The sequence below is a fragment of the Leucobacter denitrificans genome (assembly GCF_014396385.1).
GTDB lineage: Bacteria > Actinomycetota > Actinomycetes > Actinomycetales > Microbacteriaceae > Leucobacter > Leucobacter denitrificans.
Window position 1 is genome coordinate 1,222,942 of the sequence record NZ_CP060716.1, and the last position, 19,245, is coordinate 1,242,186.

The 19,245-nt window shown below is 62.4% G+C and carries 16 protein-coding genes; 4 read left to right on the forward strand and 12 right to left on the reverse strand.

From position 1 onward, the window contains the following. Positions 1 to 4 precede the first annotated feature (4 nt). Positions 5 to 367, reverse strand: a complete 363-nt coding sequence (locus tag H9L06_RS05900; protein WP_187554342.1) for a cupredoxin domain-containing protein — start codon at positions 365 to 367, stop codon at positions 5 to 7. Beyond that, positions 364 to 1,797, reverse strand: a complete 1,434-nt coding sequence (locus tag H9L06_RS05905) for an NAD(P)H-quinone dehydrogenase (RefSeq protein ID WP_187554343.1) — start codon at positions 1,795 to 1,797, stop codon at positions 364 to 366. The genes H9L06_RS05900 and H9L06_RS05905 overlap by 4 nt, the downstream gene beginning before the upstream one ends. A 117-nt stretch (positions 1,798 to 1,914) precedes the next feature. Between H9L06_RS05905 and H9L06_RS05910 the strand changes: the two genes are divergently transcribed. From H9L06_RS05910 to H9L06_RS05925, 4 genes are all read left to right on the forward strand, one after another. Continuing rightward, positions 1,915 to 4,608, forward strand: a complete 2,694-nt coding sequence (locus tag H9L06_RS05910; RefSeq protein WP_246454270.1) for an aminotransferase class I/II-fold pyridoxal phosphate-dependent enzyme — start codon at positions 1,915 to 1,917, stop codon at positions 4,606 to 4,608. 34 nt (positions 4,609 to 4,642) lie between these two features. Then, positions 4,643 to 5,449 carry a purine-nucleoside phosphorylase gene (locus H9L06_RS05915; RefSeq protein ID WP_187554345.1) on the forward strand — a complete coding sequence of 269 codons (807 nt, stop codon included), beginning with the start codon at positions 4,643 to 4,645 and terminating at the stop codon, positions 5,447 to 5,449. 106 nt (positions 5,450 to 5,555) lie between these two features. Continuing rightward, positions 5,556 to 6,893, forward strand: coding sequence for a flavin monoamine oxidase family protein (locus tag H9L06_RS05920; protein WP_187554346.1), 1,338 nt, complete (start codon positions 5,556 to 5,558; stop codon positions 6,891 to 6,893). Between the two features lie 63 nt (positions 6,894 to 6,956). Beyond that, on the forward strand, positions 6,957 to 8,753 hold the full coding sequence (locus H9L06_RS05925; RefSeq protein WP_246454271.1) for a phospho-sugar mutase: 1,797 nt from the start codon (positions 6,957 to 6,959) through the stop codon (positions 8,751 to 8,753). Positions 8,754 to 8,927: 174 nt separating this feature from the next. Here the strand turns inward: H9L06_RS05925 and H9L06_RS05930 are convergent, their stop codons facing one another. The 10 genes from H9L06_RS05930 to dnaK form a co-directional block, all read right to left on the reverse strand. Then, the gene (locus tag H9L06_RS05930; RefSeq protein ID WP_187554347.1) at positions 8,928 to 9,836 is read right to left on the reverse strand and encodes a hypothetical protein; all 909 of its coding nucleotides are present in this window, start codon (positions 9,834 to 9,836) and stop codon (positions 8,928 to 8,930) included. Between the two features lie 361 nt (positions 9,837 to 10,197). Beyond that, positions 10,198 to 11,862 carry a cytochrome c biogenesis protein ResB gene (resB, locus tag H9L06_RS05935; RefSeq protein ID WP_187554348.1) on the reverse strand — a complete coding sequence of 555 codons (1,665 nt, stop codon included), beginning with the start codon at positions 11,860 to 11,862 and terminating at the stop codon, positions 10,198 to 10,200. Further along, entirely contained in the window at positions 11,846 to 12,619 is a 774-nt protein-coding gene (locus H9L06_RS05940) for a cytochrome c biogenesis CcdA family protein (RefSeq protein ID WP_187554349.1), read from the reverse strand. Before H9L06_RS05940 ends, resB begins: the two co-directional genes overlap by 17 nt. After that, entirely contained in the window at positions 12,619 to 13,260 is a 642-nt protein-coding gene (locus H9L06_RS05945) for a TlpA family protein disulfide reductase (RefSeq protein WP_343069231.1), read from the reverse strand. The genes H9L06_RS05940 and H9L06_RS05945 overlap by 1 nt, the downstream gene beginning before the upstream one ends. 17 nt (positions 13,261 to 13,277) lie before the next feature. Continuing rightward, the gene (locus tag H9L06_RS05950) at positions 13,278 to 13,922 is read right to left on the reverse strand and encodes a histidine phosphatase family protein (protein ID WP_187554351.1); all 645 of its coding nucleotides are present in this window, start codon (positions 13,920 to 13,922) and stop codon (positions 13,278 to 13,280) included. 4 nt (positions 13,923 to 13,926) lie between these two features. Then, positions 13,927 to 15,144 carry a class I SAM-dependent methyltransferase gene (locus tag H9L06_RS05955; RefSeq protein ID WP_246454272.1) on the reverse strand — a complete coding sequence of 406 codons (1,218 nt, stop codon included), beginning with the start codon at positions 15,142 to 15,144 and terminating at the stop codon, positions 13,927 to 13,929. Positions 15,145 to 15,154: 10 nt separating this feature from the next. Next, the gene (locus tag H9L06_RS05960) at positions 15,155 to 15,559 is read right to left on the reverse strand and encodes a heat shock protein transcriptional repressor HspR (protein ID WP_187556384.1); all 405 of its coding nucleotides are present in this window, start codon (positions 15,557 to 15,559) and stop codon (positions 15,155 to 15,157) included. 58 nt (positions 15,560 to 15,617) lie between these two features. After that, positions 15,618 to 16,571, reverse strand: coding sequence for a DnaJ C-terminal domain-containing protein (locus H9L06_RS05965; RefSeq protein WP_187554352.1), 954 nt, complete (start codon positions 16,569 to 16,571; stop codon positions 15,618 to 15,620). Next, on the reverse strand, positions 16,564 to 17,169 hold the full coding sequence (locus tag H9L06_RS05970; protein WP_187554353.1) for a nucleotide exchange factor GrpE: 606 nt from the start codon (positions 17,167 to 17,169) through the stop codon (positions 16,564 to 16,566). Before H9L06_RS05970 ends, H9L06_RS05965 begins: the two co-directional genes overlap by 8 nt. A gap of 2 nt (positions 17,170 to 17,171) precedes the next feature. Further along, positions 17,172 to 19,034: a molecular chaperone DnaK gene (gene dnaK, locus H9L06_RS05975; protein ID WP_187554354.1), complete on the reverse strand. Its 1,863-nt coding sequence runs from the start codon at positions 19,032 to 19,034 to the stop codon at positions 17,172 to 17,174. Positions 19,035 to 19,245 lie beyond the last annotated feature (211 nt).

A 19,245-nucleotide genomic window follows, 5' to 3' on the forward strand; every position in this document is an offset into this window, starting at 1 on the left:
CCCGTCAGTTAACATGAACGACCCCGGTCATTTCGGGGTGGATCGAGCAGACATACGGGAACTCGCCTGACTCATCGAACACGTGAGTGTAAGTACCCTCGTACATGAGCTCGCTCACAAAGCTGCCGTCATCGGCCACTACATCGTGCTTTGCTGAGCCCTGGAACACCCATTGCACTGCTTCGCCAGCTTCGATCTCGACCTCGCTCGGCTCGTACCTGTTATCGATCACCGTCACGACGACCGCGGGCTCGACACCGTCATCCGAGGGCACCACTTCGGGCGGCGAGGCACACGCTGCGAGCGTGAGAGCGAGGGTCAAGGCGCCGAGTGTTGCGGCGGCGCGAGCCGCGATCCGCCTGCTCATTGCCGCACGTGCATCGCGCGGGCGGCGTCGGTAATCGCGCCCGTGAGCGATGGGTAGACGGTGAATGCTGACGCTACCTGATCCACTGTCAAACGGTGCTCAACCGCGAGTGCGAGCGGGAAAATCAGCTCACTCGCGCGGTGAGCAACGATGACGCCGCCGATCACGGTGCCCGACGCCTCCCATGCGAAGAGCTTTACGAAGCCGTCGGTGAACCCAATCATCTTCGCGCGAGGGTTACCGTTCAGCGGAATCGTGTGTGTGACAGCCTTCGCAACGTTGCTCGCGTCGGCGAGGGTGTGCTCGTTCCACCCGACCGTCGCGATCTCGGGGTAGGTAAACACGTTTGCGGCGACGTTGCGCAGCGATATGGGGCGCACGAAGTCGCCGAGCGCGTGCATGATCGCGGTGCGGCCCTGCATCGAGGCCACCGATGCGAGCGGAAAGAAGTCGGTGCAGTCGCCAGCCGCGTAGACCGAAGGTATCGACGTTCGAGCAACCTTATTCACGCGAATGTGGCCGCTCTCGGTGAGCTCGATGCCGGCTTCTTCGAGCCCAAGACCCTCGGTGTTCGGGGTGGATCCCACAGCCATGAGACAGTGCGACCCCTCAACTGTGCGCCCGTCGGCAAGCGTGACGAGTACGCCCTTCTCGGTACGCTCCACGGACTCTGCGCGCGACTTCGACATCACGTTCATGCCGATCCGCTTGAACTCGTGCTCGATCACCGCGGCGGCATCTGGGTCTTCGCCCGGGAGCACCTGCTCGCGGCTCGACACGAGAGTTACCTCGGCCCCGAGCGTCGCGTACGCGTTCGCGAACTCTGCACCGGTCACGCCAGACCCGACGACAATGAGGTGCTCGGGCACATCTTGCAGGTCATAGAGCTGTTTCCAGGTGAGAATTCGCTCGCCATCTGGCTTCGCCGAGTCGAGCTCGCGCGGGCTCGCACCCACCGACACCACAATGGTGTCTGCTTCAACCCGGTCAAAATCAGTTCCGCCGTCACTTGAGGTCGACACCAGTACAGCGCCTGGCCCGTCGAGACGCCCCGATCCGTGAACAATGCGTACGCCCGCAGCCTCGAGGCTTTCTCGCATATCTACCGACTGCGCACCCGCCATCGCGAGAAGTCGCTTATTCACTGCCGCGAGGTTGACCGCGATCTCAGGACGCAAGGGCTTGCCGTCGCCACCAGGCAGAAACGCCTGTACTCCAAGCTTGCCTGCGTCGCGCACGGCCTGCGCCGCGCCAGCGGTTGCAATCAGACTCTTCGACGGCACAACATCGGTGAGCACCGTCGATCCACCAACGCCCGCGCGTTCAATGAGCGTGACCTCGGCACCCAACTGCGCGCCGGTGAGCGCGGCTTCATATCCGCCCGGACCGCCGCCAACGACAACGATTCGATGCTTTCGTTCTTTCGCCATACCTCAAGTCTAGGCGCGCGCAGGCATGGGTCGCACCGTATGATCAGGGAGGCGGATCGCAGCACAGGGGTGTTGCTCGCGTCGCCACCGTGTGAACAGTGCAGTTGGAGGCGAAATATGTCAGACCCGCAGGCAGAATCAGTGCTTGAACGCGACTCGGGTATGCCCGCGAGCACCTGGAGATTGCGAAGCGATGCCTGGGAGTTTCTGAGGTTCGCGGTGAAGCGCCTCGTGTACGGCGATGGATCCGAGGTTTCTGAAGCTCTTGCTCCGGACGGCGAGATTCGGCGCTCACTTCGCACACTTGAAACCGTTGAGATGTACTGGGCGGGGTTCGGCAGACGCTACACCAGGGAGATTGGTGAGCTCCTCGATGAGGGCAAGTTCCAGATCGCGCTCGATCGCATCGGCAAGGTCGTCAACCGACTCCGCACCGCGGGCACGCCCGAAGAGGCGACGAATCTCGCGGTCGAAGAAGACGAAGTTGAAACCGACGTCGACCCCAGGCCGCGCTTCGAGGTGCTCGTTATTGATGAGACGACCGAGGCTGACCGCGAGGCGATGCACGCCGATGTGCTGCGCATGCGAAGCTCTGCCGACGCGTTCGTCTACGAATACGTCATCGTACCGTCGGCGGACGATGCGGTCGCTGCGGTGCTCACCAACCCGAACATCCTCGCCTGCGTAATTCGCCCCGGATTCAGCGAGCGAACCAAGCGCAGCCTGAGTTCCGATCTTCGTCGGTCGATCGAACTCGCGCACGGGGCGGTTACTGCGCCGCAAACCTCGCTGCGCAATCAGCTCCAGTCAGTACAGCGCGTGCTCGGACTTGCCGACACACTCGCGAGCGTCAGGCCCGAGCTCGACCTCTACCTCATGGCGGGCGCCCACATCGAAGACCTTGCGGGCTCCCTCACCAAGCGTTTCCGCCGTATTTTCCGCCGCGAGGACCAGCTAGAACTGCACCTCTCGCTGCTGCGTCGCGTCTCGCACCTGTACGACACTCCGTTCTTCTCCGCGATCCAAGACCACGCACGTCGCCCGGTCGGCGTGTTCCACGCGTTGCCCGTCGCTCGCGGTGGCTCGGTGGTTTCGTCGAAGTGGATCCGCGACCTCGCCGACTTCTACGGCCTCAACCTACTACTTGCCGAGACGTCTGCGACGTCAGGCGGGCTCGATTCGCTGCTCGCTCCAGTGCACACGCTCAAGAAGGCGCAGGAGCTCGCCGCCCGCGCATACGGCGCGAAGCATACGTTCTTTGTGACTAACGGCACGTCGACCGCAAACAAGATCGTGCACCAGGCGCTCGTGTCTCCCAACGAGGTCGTGATGGTGGATCGCAACTGCCACAAGTCGCACCACCACTCAGTAATGCTCACGGGTGCCCGACCCGCCTACCTCGAGGCGTACCCGCTCAACGAGTTCGCGTTCTACGGCGCGGTTCCGCTCAGCCAGATCAAGCAGATGCTGCTCGACTACCGCGCCGCTGGCCGCCTCGACGAGGTGCGAATGGTGACGCTGACCAACTGCACCTTTGACGGCATCGTCTACGACCCTGCCCGCATCATGGCTGAGTGCCTCACGATCAAACCAGACCTCGTGTTTCTCTGGGATGAGGCATGGTTCGCCTTCGGCGCCTTCCATCCCGTCACCCGCCGCCGCACGGCAATGGCCTCGGCGAAGCAGCTGGAACAGCAGCTCAAGACGTCGGCACACGCTGCCGCGTATCAGGAGCAACAGGAGCGGCTGTTCGACGCCGACGGTAACGCAGCCCCCGATGAGGTGTGGATCAACGAGCGTCTCATCCCTTCACCCGATGCCCGTATTCGGGTCTACGCCACCCAATCTACGCACAAGACTCTAACGGCGCTTCGCCAAGGTTCGATGATCCACGTTTATGACCAGGACTGGGTACGCGACGCGGAAGATCCATTCCACGAGGCGTATATGACTCACACGTCAACCTCGCCGAACTACCAGATTCTCGCCTCGCTCGACATTGGCCGTCGCCAGGTCGAGCTCGAGGGTTTCGAGCTCGTGCAGCGGCAGCTCGATCTCGCGACGAGCCTGAAGCAGTCGATCTCGCGCCATCCGCTCTTGAAGCGCACCTTTAGGGTGCTCACGGGGCACGACCTGATCCCCGAGGAGTACCGAGGCGTGGGCGGCCCGATGCCGCTCCGCGAAGGGCTCTCGAACATGTGGGAGGCGTGGGATCACGACGAGTTTGTGGTGGATCCGTCGCGCATCACCATCGAGATTTCTCGCTCTGGCGTGAGCGGAGACACCTTCAAGCACGAGCTGCTCATGGACCGCTACGGCATCCAAGTCAACAAGACGAGCCGCAACACCGTGCTGTTCATGACGAACATCGGCACCTCGCGCAGCGCGATCGCATACCTCATCGAGGTACTCGTGAAGCTCGCCGAGCGCTTCGAGGAGGAGAGTGCGCAGCGCGATCCGGACCAACTGGTGCCCGAGGAAGTGCCGATGCCTCCGCTCCCCGACTTCAGTTCATTCGCGCCCGAGTATGCGAGCGACGAGGTACTTCGTGACGGAGACATGCGCCGTGCGTTCTTCAAGGGCCAGCGACGCAACAATGTTGAGTACGTGCTGGGTGATGACCTGCGCGCCCGCGTCGAGGCCGGCGAGCAGCCGGTGTCTGCCGCGTTCGTGACGCCGTACCCACCGGGCTTCCCCGTACTGGTTCCCGGTCAAGTTGTCTCGCGCGAGGTGCTCGCGTTTATGCAGGTGCTCGATACGCGCGAGATCCACGGCTACGACCCGCTTCGCGGATACCGCATCCTCAAGTAAGCGAGCAACGGCACGGCGAAGTACGCTTGTGCTCATGGAGAACTCACAAGACCCGAAGGCCCTTGCTGCCGAAGCCGCAGCAGTCATCGCTGACCTCACCGGTGTCGCTCACCACGACATCGCGCTCACGCTCGGAAGCGGCTGGGGCAAGGCCGCAGACGTCATCGGCGAGACCGTGTCGGTGCTCGACGCCGAGCAGGTGCCGGGCTTTCACACGTCGGGCGTGCCCGGTCACTCGGGAACGCTGAAGTCGATCCGCCTCGAAAACGGCAAGCATGCGCTCGTCATCGGCGCCCGCACCCACTTCTATGAGGGGCGCGGCGTGCGCGCGGTCGTGCACGGGGTGCGCACCGCGGCCGCCACTGGCGCGAAAATCATGGTGCTGACGAATGGCGCGGGTGGCGTGAACCCGAACTACGCGCCGGGTCAGCCGGTGCTCATTCGCGATCACATCAATCTCACGGCGGCGTCGCCGCTCGAGGGCGCGACATTTGTGGATCTCACCGACCTCTACTCGCAGCGACTGCGCGCACTTGCCCTCGAGGTGGATCCGACACTGAACGAGGGCGTCTACACCCAATTCACTGGTCCTCACTACGAGACTCCGGCGGAGGTGCGCTACGCAGGGATCATTGGCGGCGACATCGTAGGTATGTCGACCGCGCTCGAGGCGATCGCGGCGCGTGAGGCTGGCATGGAGATTCTAGGGTTCTCGCTCATCACGAACCTTGCCGCCGGAATCCAAGAGACCCCACTAAGCCACGCCGAGGTGCTCGAAGCCGGCCGCGACGCCGAGCCGCGCCTCGCGAAGCTGCTCAGCGAGATCGTCACTCGTTTCTAATCAAGCTCACCGGGCGCCTTAGGTCCGTCGAACTCGTCATGCACATCGGGCCAAACAGGCCGCACAGGACCCGGCCCGGAATTACCAGAAAAAGCAGAAGGATCTCATGCACACTGTCGATGTTGTGGTGATTGGTGCGGGCTTCGCGGGGCTTACTGCATCGCGCGAACTCTCGAACGCGGGCTACGAGGTGCTCACGCTCGAGGCGAGAGACCGCATTGGTGGACGCACCTGGACCGACTATCGCCTCGGTCACGACCTCGAACTCGGCGCGAACTGGGTTCACTGGGTGCAGCCGCACGTCTGGGCCGAGATGACCCGCTACTCCCGCGGCATCGAGCGCAGCCCAAGGGCCGAAGAGGCCTACTGGCACGGTGCCGATGGCAAGCCGAGGCAGGGCACACTCGAGGAGTTCATGGCGCTCATCGACGAGGGTCAGCAGCTCGTCATCGACGATGTGCGCGAGGCGATGCCGCGCGGCGCAGAGCCAACAGTGGGGCGGATCGAAGAGCTCGACCACCTCTCAATACAAGATCGGTTTGACCGCCTCGGCCTCGCCTCAGAGGCCAAGGCAGCGAACGAGTCGGTGTGGGTCGGGCACGTGAACGCTCCGCTCTCAGAGGTCGGCCTATCGAGCGCCCTCCGCTGGGTGGCCGCCACAGGCGGGCACTGGCAGCTCATGCACGAGGCGTCGGCAACCTACCGAGTGGCGGGAGGGCTCAAAGCTTTCACCGCCGCAATTGCGAGCGAGATCACGGGCGAGATCCGCCTGAACTCGCGCGTCGCCTCGGTGGCCCAGTCAGGAACAGGCGCCGACGCGCACGCAGTGGTCACGCTCGAAAGTGGCGAGCAGATTCGCGCGAAGCGCGTCGTCTCCACCCTCCCCGTGAACGCAATTGGCGAGATCGCCTTCGAACCAGAGCTTCCGCTCGCCTGGCGTCGCCAGCACGCCGAGCGCGTTGCGTCACAGGGCACTAAGGTGTGGATCCGCGTAGGCGGCCACGTGTCCAGGTTCTTCGCGTACGCCAACCAAAACGACCCGATCTCGGTGCTCAAGGCAGAGTTCTACTGCGCGGATGAGCGCGGTAACTACACGATCCTCGTTGGGTTCGGCCCCGACCACAGTCGCGTCGATGTCGACGACATCGCCTCGCTGCAGGCGGCAGTTGACCGCTGCAGGCCGGGGCTCGCCGTGGAAGAGGCGACCGCGCACGACTGGATGGCCGATCCACTGTCTCAGACGACCTGGATGACGCATCGCCCGCACCAACTCACCCGCGACCTCACCGAGCTACAGGCGACGCAGGGCATGCTGCACTTCGCGACCACCGACAACGCGAACCTCTGGGGCGGCTTTATCGATGGCGCGATTGAGAGTGGGCTTCGCGAGGCGCGGCGCATCATCGATTCGCTTCCTCGGCCGCAACGTCGATCGGGGTCGTGAGCGGACCGCAGCAACCTCTCACGCCCTCAATGCGGGGTTCGTCGCAACTGGGTGGTAGCTTAAATGGCGTTACCTAGACATGTCGGTAAGGGGGAGATGGTGGAACAGGAACAGCTCGATCAGCTGATTGCGCACGCAGAACGCTGGGCTGCAGACGATATTGACGACCTCACCCGAGCCGAGGCAACACGCCTCTTGGAACACGCACGCGAGGGCGACGAAGCTTCAATTGCCGAGCTCGAAGCCTGCTTTTCCGATCGGCTCGCCTTCGGCACCGCGGGTCTTCGAGGCAAGCTCGGCCCCGGCCCCTCACGCATGAACCGCATTGTTGTTTCACAAACCAGCGCGGGCTTCGCCGCGTTCTTGCTCGCCCGGGCGGCTGCCGGTGAGACCACGTCTCCTCCATCTGTCGTCATCGGATACGACGCCCGCGTGAACTCAGACGTCTTTGCAAAGGACGCGGCCGAGATTATGGCGGGCGCGGGCGTTCGCGTCATCCTGCTACCTCAAGCCGGCCCGACTCCGCTCACCGCCTTCGCTGTTCGGCACCTCGGCGTCTCGGCTGGCGTGATGGTGACCGCAAGTCACAATCCTCCGCGCGACAACGGGTACAAGGTGTACCTGGGAGACTCAGACGGTGGATCGCAGATAGTGCCCCCGGCCGACGCCGATATCGCGAAGCGTATTCTCGAAGCCGCCTCGCAGCCAGTTAGCGAGTTCGCCCGCAGTGACAAGTACGAGGTCGCCGACGAGGAGATCGCGAACGCGTACGTGCAACGGACCGCCGCGGCCCTGGTTGCCGGATTTGATGCCGACAAAGATGGTGCGGTGCTCGGCAGTGACACCCCACTCACCGTCGTGTATACGGCAATGCACGGGGTCGGCGCGGAGCTCGCGCAGCGTGTCTTCCTTGCGAGCGGGCTGCCGAAGGTTACTGTTGTCGCCGAGCAAGTCGAGCCCGACGGGAATTTCCCGACAGTAGATTTCCCGAATCCAGAGGAGCCGGGTGCACTCGATCTCGCGATCCGCACCGCGAACGAGACCGAGGCAGATCTCATCGTCGCCCACGACCCCGATGCCGATCGCCTGGCGATCGCAGTACCCCACCCCGATGCCGAGGGCGGGTACCGCAGGCTCACCGGCAATGAACTCGGGCTGCTGCTCGGGTGGCGCGCGGCAGAGCGTGCACAGCAGGCGGCCGAACTGCGCAACGAGGAGTTCAGCGGTTCCCTGGCTTGCACCATCGTGTCCTCTCCGGCGCTCGGTGCGGTCGCACGCGAGTTCGGACTCGACTACGCGGAGACGCTGTCGGGCTTCAAATGGGTGTCTCGCGTTCCGAACCTCATCTTCGGGTTCGAGGAAGCCCTTGGCTACCTCACGCACCCCGATGTAGTGCGCGACAAAGACGGCATCTCTGCGAGCGGTGACGCCATCGCGATGGTGCGTGAGTGCAAAGCCCGCGGCATTGATATCTGGGGTCTTCTCGACGAGGCTGCTGAGCTGTTCGGGCATTTCTCGAGCACCCAGGTCACGCTGCGGCTCGACTCGATGGCTGCGGCTGCAGACCTTTCGAGCAAGGTTCGCGATACTCCCCCGACCTCGTTCGGTGTGCGCGTCGTCGAGACTACGCAAGACTTGCTCGAGCCGGGTCTCGCGGAGATTCCCTCGAACGTGCTGCGCTATGACCTGTCAGACGGCTCGCGCGTCATGATTCGCCCGAGCGGCACCGAGCCGAAGCTCAAGGTATACCTCGACACGTTTAGTGATCGTGGCAATGCCGCTGCTCGGCGCTCGGCCGCGGAGAGCGCTCTCGCAGAGCTCGAGACCGACGTGCGGTCGTTCCTCGACAAGCTGCAGTAGCTTACCCAGCTCCGGCGTCTAACAGCCTGGCTCAGCCGAGCCCGGCCTAGCCCGACCCCCAGCTCCCAGCCTTTCTACCCACCCCGGCCCAGCTCCCACTCCTGGCCCGGCCCAAACTTCGAGTCAAAGTTTGCCCTTATCCCTGGCCTCTTGCCAGCAAACTTGCACTCGGATTTAGGCCGCATGAGTACGTTGGTAGATCGCATGAGCCAAACGACCAAGATACTCGCGGGGATCACGAAGATCACGGGCAGTTGCCTGCAGCACGATCCACCCAGCATCGACCATTGCTTCGCGCCGAGACACATCGCGCCTAGCTTGTTCAACTCCGCCAGTGAAGTGGTACTCGCCCTCATATTCACAAGCGATCTTCCACTGCGGGTACCCCAAGTCTGAGTGGAAGAGGCGAATATTGGTAGGAACAGGACAGCACGTGACGAGGTCGGGAAAACCAGCGCGAAGAATATGAAGCCGCAGTTGGCTCTCAGATGGCGATTCGACGCCGGTGCGCAAAAGCGGAAGGGCCACGCGCATCTTCTGGGACCCGGCGCACCCCGAGAAGCGAAGCCGAGCTGCCTCTAGCTCTTCCAGTGAACTCAACGGGCGGCTGCGGCGAGAAAGACCCGAAATGAGTGCGTCACCGACTGCAATGAGCTGATCGACAGTGAGTACGGCCGCGAGAAGTGCCCATACATCGGCTGGCACGGGAAGCCAGTCTGGTGCGCTTGGCAACTGCAGTAGGCACCCCTCACGCACCCTGTGAGGAGAAATACCTACACGTCGAGGAGGAGTCGTCGGCCAATGGACCCCAACGTCAATTGCTCCATCGCCACCGTATTCCGGGAGGTCGTAAAGTTTTGCGGCCGTACGTCGAGAGAGAAAACTGCCTGGTTTGAGGAGTAACTTCGCGGCTGCAACACGTGTTGTGAATGCGTCCGGATCTACGCCTGGCGCTGGCACGATTCCATAAATAGTGCGGGCCTGATCACTCGCATAGAGTCGGTGGTGAGGCACACCCGATGCGCGCAAATCAGCAACGCGCGCGATTGGTCCAGATGTGACGATAGGTGGCAGCGGTCTCATTCGAAAACCGTAGGGGTGGATCGCACCTCTAAAACGGTTCTCCACAACAGAAGCACCTGGATCTGAGCAATCGCCCACTGTGGACGAGGCTCTCCCCGCCGGACCAGGCAAACCCACCTGGCCCCCCAAGTATCACGCCGATCCGAGTCAAAGTCTTCGGTAAACCGTGGCCGAATTGCCACAGACATTGACTCGGATTCACTAGCACAACCAAAGATGCAGCTGACGAGGCTGCATCAGGATGCTACGGCCCCAATCCGAGTCACAGATTGCGGTTAAAAGTGGCCAGATAGTCGCAAACTTTGACTCGAAGTTGGTGGAGGGGTGGGGTGGGGTGGATCAGGCAAGGCCCGCCAGGCCCCTAGAGCACGTCGCGGTGGGCCTCGCGAAGGTCCTCAACGGCGCGGTCGAGCGATGGGTCGTCGCCGCGGGCGAGCCCCGCGTACTGCAGCACGATGCCGTCGTCTGTCGGGATCGCCTTCACCCAGACGCGACGCCGCGGCACAAAGAGTGACCAGAGCAGGCCACCGAGCGAGAGCAAAGCGAACAGCAGCACACCGATCTGGAACGGGTTCTGCATGACGTCGAACGATGCGTAACGCGGCACGTCGGTGAGGGTGACAGTGCCGAGGCCGTCTGGCAGATCCACCGTATCGCCCGGGCGCAACTCGAGCGAAGGCACATCGATCGCGCGACCTGTCAACTGAGTCATGCCGTCTGTTTCGAGCACGTAGACCGACTGCGGAATGCCGTTGTCGACTCCGAGGTCGCCCTCGAATGCGTCGAGTGTGAGAACCGGGTTCTCAAGGTCTGGGTAGTTCGACGTGTACGCACCTGATTCGAGCTTGGTCTGGGTCGGGTAGAAGAAACCACGCAACCCGAGCTGCACCGTGTTGCCGTCGGCATCGGTGAGCCCGTTGAGCACCTTCACGACACCGATGGAGGTGAGGTTTGGATCGGCTCCCTGCGGAATGAACGGCACCGACTCCTCGAACACAACTTCACCGTCAGCGTTCTTAATGGAGAGTGTCGGTGCGTACCCGTTGGCCAGAAGATAGACCGGCGAGCCGTGCACGCGCAACGGGTGATTCACACGGATAACCTCGCTCGACTCCGTGCCGTCGGGGCTTGTAAGGGTCATGCTCGCGACGAAGTCTTTGACCTGACCGATGGCGTTGTTGTTGCCGTCGTCTGGGGTGATGTAACTCACGTCAAGATCGTCGAGCCTGAGACTGAAAGGTTCGAGTGTGGCTGGGTTGAACGCACGACCAGACTTCGCCGAGTCATAGTCGATGAGCTGGTTCACAAAGGTTTCGCCCTCGTAGATGACTCGCTGTCCGTTAAAGGTGAATGCGCTTCCGAGCCCCACGCACACGAGCACGCCGAGCAGCGCGAAGTGGAAGATGAGGTTACCAGTCTCGCGAAGGTAGCCTCGCTCTGCCGACACCGAGACCTCTGAAACGCCACGCACGGTAGCCTCTTGCACCTCAACGCGGTAACGCTGGCGCTTGAGCAGCGCCGCTGCCGATTCGACAGCTTGTTTCGCAAAGCTCTCACGCTCTGCGGCACTCGCCTCAGCGTTGGTGACACGAATCTCAGAGAACCCGGCCATGCGATTCAGCCGGGCGGGAGTCTTCGGCGGCGTTCCGCGCCACGCCTTCCAGTGGTGCACGAGTCGTGGCAGCACACAGCCGATCAGCGAGATGAAGAGCAGCAAGTAGATGGCCGAGAACCAGACCGAGCCGTAGACATCGAAGGCCTGGATTGGGAACGCATCAAGCACCTTGAAGAGCTTCGGGTGTTCCTCTTCATACTGGATCACACCATTGGGGTCCGCGCCACGCTGTGGCACGAGTGACCCGGGGATCGCGGCAACCGCAAGCAGGAGCAGCAGGATCAGCGCGACCTTCATGCTCGTGAGTTGACGCCAGAACCAGCGCCCCCACCCGATCAGGCCGAGTTCGGGGTTTGTGATTGCGCGCTCTGGGGCGCCCGATCCATCATCGTAATCAGAGGGGCGTGACATAGCCGCCGATCACCACCTGCAGTTGGTTCATAATTAAGCTCCACACGCCCGTCACCATGAGCAAGCCAATCACAATGAGCAGTATGCCGCCGACGATGTTCACCGCGCGAATGTGTCGCCGGAAGAAGCTCAGTGTCTGTGTCATCCAGCCGAAACCGAATGCAGCAAGGATGAACGGCAATCCGAGTCCGATGCAATACAGTGCTGCGAGGATCGCGGCTCTCGGTGCTGACCCCTGCTGCATTGCCAAGAGCCCGACCGTGCCGATTGTTGGCCCGAGACACGGTGCCCACCCGATCGCGAAGACCACACCGAGGAGCGGAGCACCCGCGAGCCCAACCTTCGGGCTGAACTTCATGCGACTGGTTCGCTGGAGTCGCGAGAACGCGCCCATAAACACGAGGCCCAAGACAATGACGATGACGCCCATCACGCGCAGAATCACGTCTTGCCAGTCGAGATACCAGGTGCTCGCCCCCACCGCGCCAGACAGCATGAGCAGCAGCACGAACACAGCGGTAAAACCAAGCACGAACAGCAGCGCACCGAGCACCATGCGGCGTCGTTCGCGAACTGCGGCGCGCTTCGGGTCGGCCGCAGCAGCGCTCGGGGCACCCGCAATGCCCGAGACGTAGGCAAGATAGCCGGGAATGAGTGGAAGCACGCACGGCGAGAGGAACGAAACGAGTCCAGCGGCGAGCGCAATCGCCGCAGCGACGAGCAGTTGACCGTTAGCGATCGTCTGCTGGATATCCATCAGCTCGCGTCCGATGCAGCGGCATCCGAGGTTTCAGCACCGGTGGTCGCTGCATCCGAGTCGGTCTCTGCGAGGGTCTCTGAAATGAGGGTGCGCAGCTGCGATGCACCTGCGATCTGCCCCACTACGCGGTGTGCTACGCGCCCCTCGGTATCAAGCACAAGAGTTGTTGGCACCGCGTTCAACGGGATCTGGCCCGCAAACGCGCGCTGCACCGAACGGCCGCCCGGATTGTCGAGAATCGACGGGTATTCGATGCCGAACTGCTCTGCGAACTGGATCGCCTGGGCGGCTTGGTCTCTCGTGTTCACGCCGACGAACTGCACGCCCTCTGGTGAGAACTCGTCGTATGCTTCTTCGAGGTCTGGCGCCTCGGCGCGGCAGGGCGCGCACCCGGCGTACCAAAAGTTCACGACGGTGACGTTGCCAATGGTGTCTGTCGACCCAAATGATTCACCGTGCTCGGTTTCGCCCGCAAATTCAACGGGCTCACCGCGTTCTGACGCGGGCAGGGAGTACGACGATCCATCGCCAGCGACATAGCCCTTATCGCCACCGTCTTGCCACTGCTGTGAAAGACTGTCGGCCTCGTTCGTGCTGCATCCCGTGAGTGCGAGCGCGGCTACAGCCGCTACTGTCACTGCGAACTTCGCGCCTCTCATACAGCACCCACGTCGAGTGCGCCGTCGAGCAGCCCATCTGCGGGGGTGCGGTAATCGACCTCGAACCAGCGCTCGCCACGGCGTTCGAAGCTCGTGATACTCGAAAGCGCGCAGCGGCGCGATGCCGGGTTGTGAAAGAGGGGCTTGCCCGCGATGTCTAGGTGCGCCATCCAAATAGGCGACTGGTGCGAGACCATCACGATGTCACCATCGGTGGTGTCCTCCCACGCATCGTCCATTGCCTCGCGCACGCGCGCCGCCACCTGGCGGTACGGCTCGCCCCAGCTCGGGCGGAATGGGTTCGCAAACTTGTACCAGTAGATCGGGTTCTTGAACGCAGCCTTGGGGCCAGAGTTCACTTTGCCCTCGAAGAAGTTCGTGGGCTCGATGATGCGCTCCTCGGTCTGAATGTCGAGGTTTAGCGCGTGCGCGATTGGCTTTGCAGACTGCTGAGCGCGCTCAAGCGGAGATGCGTACAGCGCCGCAACCTTTCGGTCGCTGCCTGCGAGTTCGAGTGCTGCCGCTTCGGCCATTTCGTGCCCGCGTTCTGACAGGCGAAAGCCCGGAATGCGCCCGTACAGCACGAGATCAGGGTTGTGCACTTCACCATGGCGCACGAGATGCAAGAGTTTGTCGCTCACGCCCTTATTCTAGGCGGGGTGCACCTGAGAGATTGGCCAACGGCGTTGTCGCGGCAAGCACGGTGAACGTCTTGTCACGCGCGAGCTGGCGCACAGGCCCTATTGCGGCCTCGACGAGCGGTCGGTGTGCGAGGTGCGAGTTGTAGACGATTCGCAGTTCGCCGCCGGGCCGTAGCACGCGCGCGCAGTCGCGAATGAGTCGGTGCGCGACCCCCGCGTGCACGGTTGCACCGGTGTGAAACGGCGGGTTGAGCAGCACCAGGTCGATCGATGCGTCGGGCACGGCCTCGGTTCCGTCTGCCCGGTGGATCACTAACCGCTCCGAGACTCCGGCAGCCTCTGCGGTGAGAGCCGTCGCTCGAACCGCTGCCTCAGATTGGTCGCTGGCAACAATCTCGGCGTCCGGCCAGGTCAGAGCCGCCGACACGGCAAGCACACCGTTGCCGCACCCGAGATCGAGCACGCGTTTGGGCTCACGCGCGGGCGGCTGTGACCGCAGCGTCGAGAGCAGCAGCCTGCTGCCGTGGTCGAGCTTTGGGCCGCCGAAGGTCGCGCCGAATGCGGCGAGTTTGAACGGCAGTTCGCGATCCACACCCCACTTGGGAAATGGCGGCTCAGCGACCGGGCGTGGCACAGCCGTCTCGAGCACCCTGGCTTTGCGCCAGCCGAGCCCTGCCTTGACCTCGCCAAAGTACCGCCTGAGCACTTCGTTCTGCGCGAGCATCATGTGCTTCACGCGGCCGCCCGCGAAGACCCTCACGTCTGGATGCGCGCGCTGCGCGATCGCCCACGCGATCTCGTCAAGCGCTTCGAGGCCGCGCGGCAGTTGCATAATCACCGTACGAGCGCCCGACAGCAGCGAGGCATCGAGCGGGTGAGAGCTATAGGTTTCACTAAGCCCCAGTCGATCTGCGTTACGCGCGAGGGCTCGCTCGCCAAGCAGTGGGTCTTGGTGGGTGCGGATCCCCCGTGCACCCAGCACAGCCGCTGCGCCCAGGGTGAGTGCGCCGTGCCGATCGCCGATGATGGCGAGCGAGCCTGGAGCAGGAGGCTCGCCCGCATCGCTGAGCAGTTGAGGCGCCGCGGTGCGCATTAGCAGCGCGTCGGCAGCATCGTGTGCCAGCAGCTCTGGTGCATCAAAGTCTGGTGTGCGCTCTAACCGCTGGAACAGCGCCTCGAGCTCCGCGGCGATATCGTTCGCGCGAGCATCATTCTCGGTCACCTGTGTACGACTACGGCTTCCATACAACGATCTCGGCGTTGCGGCGCACTCGGGTCCCTCGGCGGATCGTCACAACCTCGCCACCCGCGCCAGCTGCAAACACCCGGCGCTCGGGCCGCTTGAGCACCTCGTCAGAAAGAGCTCGTTCGAGGTCGCGCACCTGTAATTCAAGTTCGCGCACCCGATCTTCGAGACTGAGCACCCTGCGAATGCCCTCGAGGCTCAGCCCTTCGGCCGACAGCCTCGCGACTTCTTGCAGGCGCTGAACATCGTGCAGCGAGTATCGCCGCGTGTTGCCACTCGTGCGTTGCGGCACGACAAGGCCAATGCGGTCGTACTGCCGAAGGGTTTGCGGATGCATCTCGGCGAGTTCGGCCGCAGCGGCGATCGCAAATACCGGGGTGTACCGATCCATTTGCACTCTCGCCACTGCGTCCCTCCCTACGTCGTTCTATTCAGCATATGTGCGAACCCTACGCGCGCGCCCTCGCAATGAGGTCTTCACGTGGATTCTCTTGCGGTTCAACCTTTTGGAATGCCTCGAGGGCTTCCTTCGCCTCGGCGCTCATGTTGCCGGGAACGGCCACTTGAACTTCTGCGAGGAGGTCGCCAGTGCCCTTTGAGGTCTGCACCCCGCGGCCCTTCACGCGAAGCACACGGCCGCTCGGTGTGCCAGGCTGCACCTTGAGTTTCACACTCGGGCCGCCAAGAGTCGGCACCTCAACGGTCGCCCCGAAGACCGCCTCAGTGAACGTCACTGGCAGCTTGAACTTGAGGTTCAAACCGTCACGCTCAAAGATGGGGTGCTTGCGAACCGTCACCGTGAGTAGCAGGTCTCCAGCGGGCCCGCCGCTTGGGCTTGGTTGGCCTTTGCCCTTCACTCGGATCTTTTGCCCGTCTGCGACACCGGCCGGAATCTTCACCTTCACGGTGCCGCTCGTGGACTGCAGCGTCACCGTCTTGCCGTTGACTGCGGTTTCGAAGTCGATTGTTGTCGTTGCGTTCGTGTCTTGCCCCTTTTGGGGCCCACGAGGTGCTCCGCCACCAAACATGTTGAAAATATCTTCGTAGCCGCCGCCCTGCTGAAAGTTGAACTGGGTGTTCCGACCTCCAGCACCGCCAAACATGCCGCCAAAGATGTCGTCGAATCCTTGACCACCGGCACCGCCCGCGGTGAAGCGGGCGCCGCCCGCGCCCATGGCTCGAATCTGGTCGTACTCCGAGCGCTGCTCTTTGTCGGATAGCACCGAGTATGCCTCGCTGATCTCCTTGAACTTCGCCTCGGCCGCAGTGTCTCCCGGCTTGGAGTCAGGGTGATACTCCCGTGCGAGCTTGCGGTACTTCTTCTTCAGCTCAGCGTCACTAACGTCTTTCGAGACACCGAGGATCTTGTAGAAGTCTTTCTCTAACCAGTCTTGACTAGCCATCAGCCCCCACCGCCACCGCTACCTTCGCGGGGCGTAACTCGACATCTCCAATGCGATAGCCCCGTTCTACAACGTCGAGCACAGTGTGCTCTTCTGTGCCAGGAACCGGCACCTGGGCAATGGCTTCGTGGAACTGGGGGTCGAACGGATCACCCTTCTCCCCAAAACCTTCGAGACCGAGGCGTTCGAGCGTGCTGCGCAGCTTCTGAGCAATCGTTGCAAACGCGCTGCCCTCTTCAAGGTCGCCGTGTTGTTCAGCACGATCGAGATCGTCGAGGATCGGAAGCAGTGCGACAACCGCCGCCGCGGTTGCGCGCTGCTTGTCGATCTCTACGTTCGCCTCAGTGCGCTTGCGATAGTTTGCGTACTCGGCCGAGAGCCTCCGCAGATCTTCGAGGTAGGGGTTCGCCGTGTCCTCGAGCGGATCAACGGCCTCCTCAGCCTCTTCCGCGTTAGTTGCCCCCTCAGCCTGAGCAGCCTCATCGGTCTGCTCAGCACCGAGAATGTCTTCTACCGTAAGGTCTTCGTCCTGCGGCTCGGGGCCGGAGCCCTGAGGCTCCGAGCCCTCTGCAGGAACGCTGTCGTCCCGGTTCGCCATTGTTACTTCTGCTCTCCGTTCGCTTCAGTCTCATCGTCTTCAACGACCTCAGCATCGACCACATCTTCGTCATTCGACTCGGTGCTGTCGGCCGGTGCCTCTGCGTCGTTCTGAGCCTGAGCATAGATGGCTTCGCCGAGCTTTGTCTGGCTCTCGCCCAGCTTGTCAGCGGCTGCCTTCACTGCGTCCTCGTCATCGCCAGCAAGTGCGGCCTTGAGCGCGTCGAGATCGCCCTGCACCTCAGTCTTGACGTCTTCAGGCAGTTTGTCGGCATTCTCCGAGAGCAACTTCTCGATCGAGTACGCGAGCTGTTCTGCGTTGTTCCGCTGCTCAGCAGCCTCGCGACGCTTCTTATCGTCTGCAGCGTGTTCTTCGGCCTCGCGCACCATGCGCTCGATGTCTTCCTTCGAGAGCGTCGATCCACCAGAAATGGTGATCGTCTGCTCTGTGCCAGTGCCCTTGTCCTTAGCCGAGACCTGCACGATGCCGTTCGCATCGATGTCGAAGGTCACCTCAACCTGCGGCACACCGCGCGGAGCGGGTGCAATACCGGTGAGCTCGAAAGTGCCGAGGTTCTTGTTGTCACGAGTGAACTCGCGCTCGCCCTGGAAGACCTGGATTGCAACCGAAGGCTGGTTGTCTTCGGCGGTAGTGAACGTCTCCGAACGCTTCGTCGGAATAGCGGTGTTGCGCTCGATGAGCTTCGTCATGATGCCCCCCTTGGTCTCGATACCGAGTGAGAGCGGGGTCACGTCGATGAGCAGCACGTCCTTGCGCTCACCCTTCAGCACACCAGCCTGCAGTGCAGCGCCAACTGCAACAACCTCATCAGGGTTCACACCCTTGTTCGGCTCCTGGCCACCGGTGAGCTGCTTCACGAGCTCAGAGACAGCGGGCATACGCGTCGATCCGCCGACGAGCACGACGTGAGCGATCTCCGAGACCTTCACGCCCGCTTCCTTGATGACATCTTCGAACGGCTTGCGCGTACGCTCGAGCAGATCCTTGGTGAGCTCCTCGAACTTTGCGCGGGTGAGCGTCTCGTCGAGGTTCGCTGGGCCGTTCTCGGTGAGCGAGAGGTAGGGCAGCTGGATCTGGGTGCTCGTCGAGTTCGAGAGCTCCTTCTTCGCCTGCTCAGCGGCCTCCTTGAGACGCTGGAGTGCGATCTTGTCGTTCGACACGTCGACACCGGTCGAGTTCTTGAACTGCTCGCTCAGCCAGGTTACGACCCGCTGATCCCAGTCATCGCCACCGAGGCGGTTGTCGCCCGCGGTCGAGCGAACCTGAATGGTTGAGAAGTCTTCGTCTTTGCCAACTTCGAGCAGCGAAACGTCGAAGGTACCGCCACCGAGGTCGAACACGAGAATGAGCTCGTCTTCTTTGCCCTTGTCGAGGCCGTAAGCGAGAGCCGCAGCGGTTGGCTCGTTGATGATGCGGAGTACGTTGAGGCCCGCAATTTCACCGGCCTCCTTCGTTGCCTGGCGCTCTGCGTCGTTAAAGTACGCAGGCACGGTGATAACCGCGTCAGTGACCTTGTCTCCGAGGTAGGTCTCTGCGTCGCGCTTCAGTTTCATGAGTGTACGCGCGCTGATCTCTTGCGCGGTGTACTTCTTGCCGTCGACCTCGTCGCTCTTCCAGTCGGTGCCCATGTGGCGCTTGACCGAGGCAATGGTGCGGTCAACGTTGGTGACTGCCTGGCGCTTCGCGGTCTCACCGACAAGCACCTCGCCGTCTTTCGTGAATGCAACGATCGAAGGAGTCGTGCGGAATCCCTCGGCGTTCGCGATAACGGTAGGCTCGCCGCCCTCAAGCACAGCGACGACAGAGTTAGTGGTGCCGAGGTCAATTCCTACTGCACGTGACATATGTGATCTCCTTGGTGTTGGTTCGTTCCGGTGGCGATCGCCACTCGGTGGATCGAAGCGGCCCAACCGCAATATCCACGCAAGTTGAGCCTTATGCACTCAAGTTTAATTGATCTCACAATCACGTCAAGTTGATTCTCCAAAATCTGAGTCGAGTTCACTCAACTCTCAGGAAGCACCCACACAAAGGGGAGTGCCCGAAACCACTGGC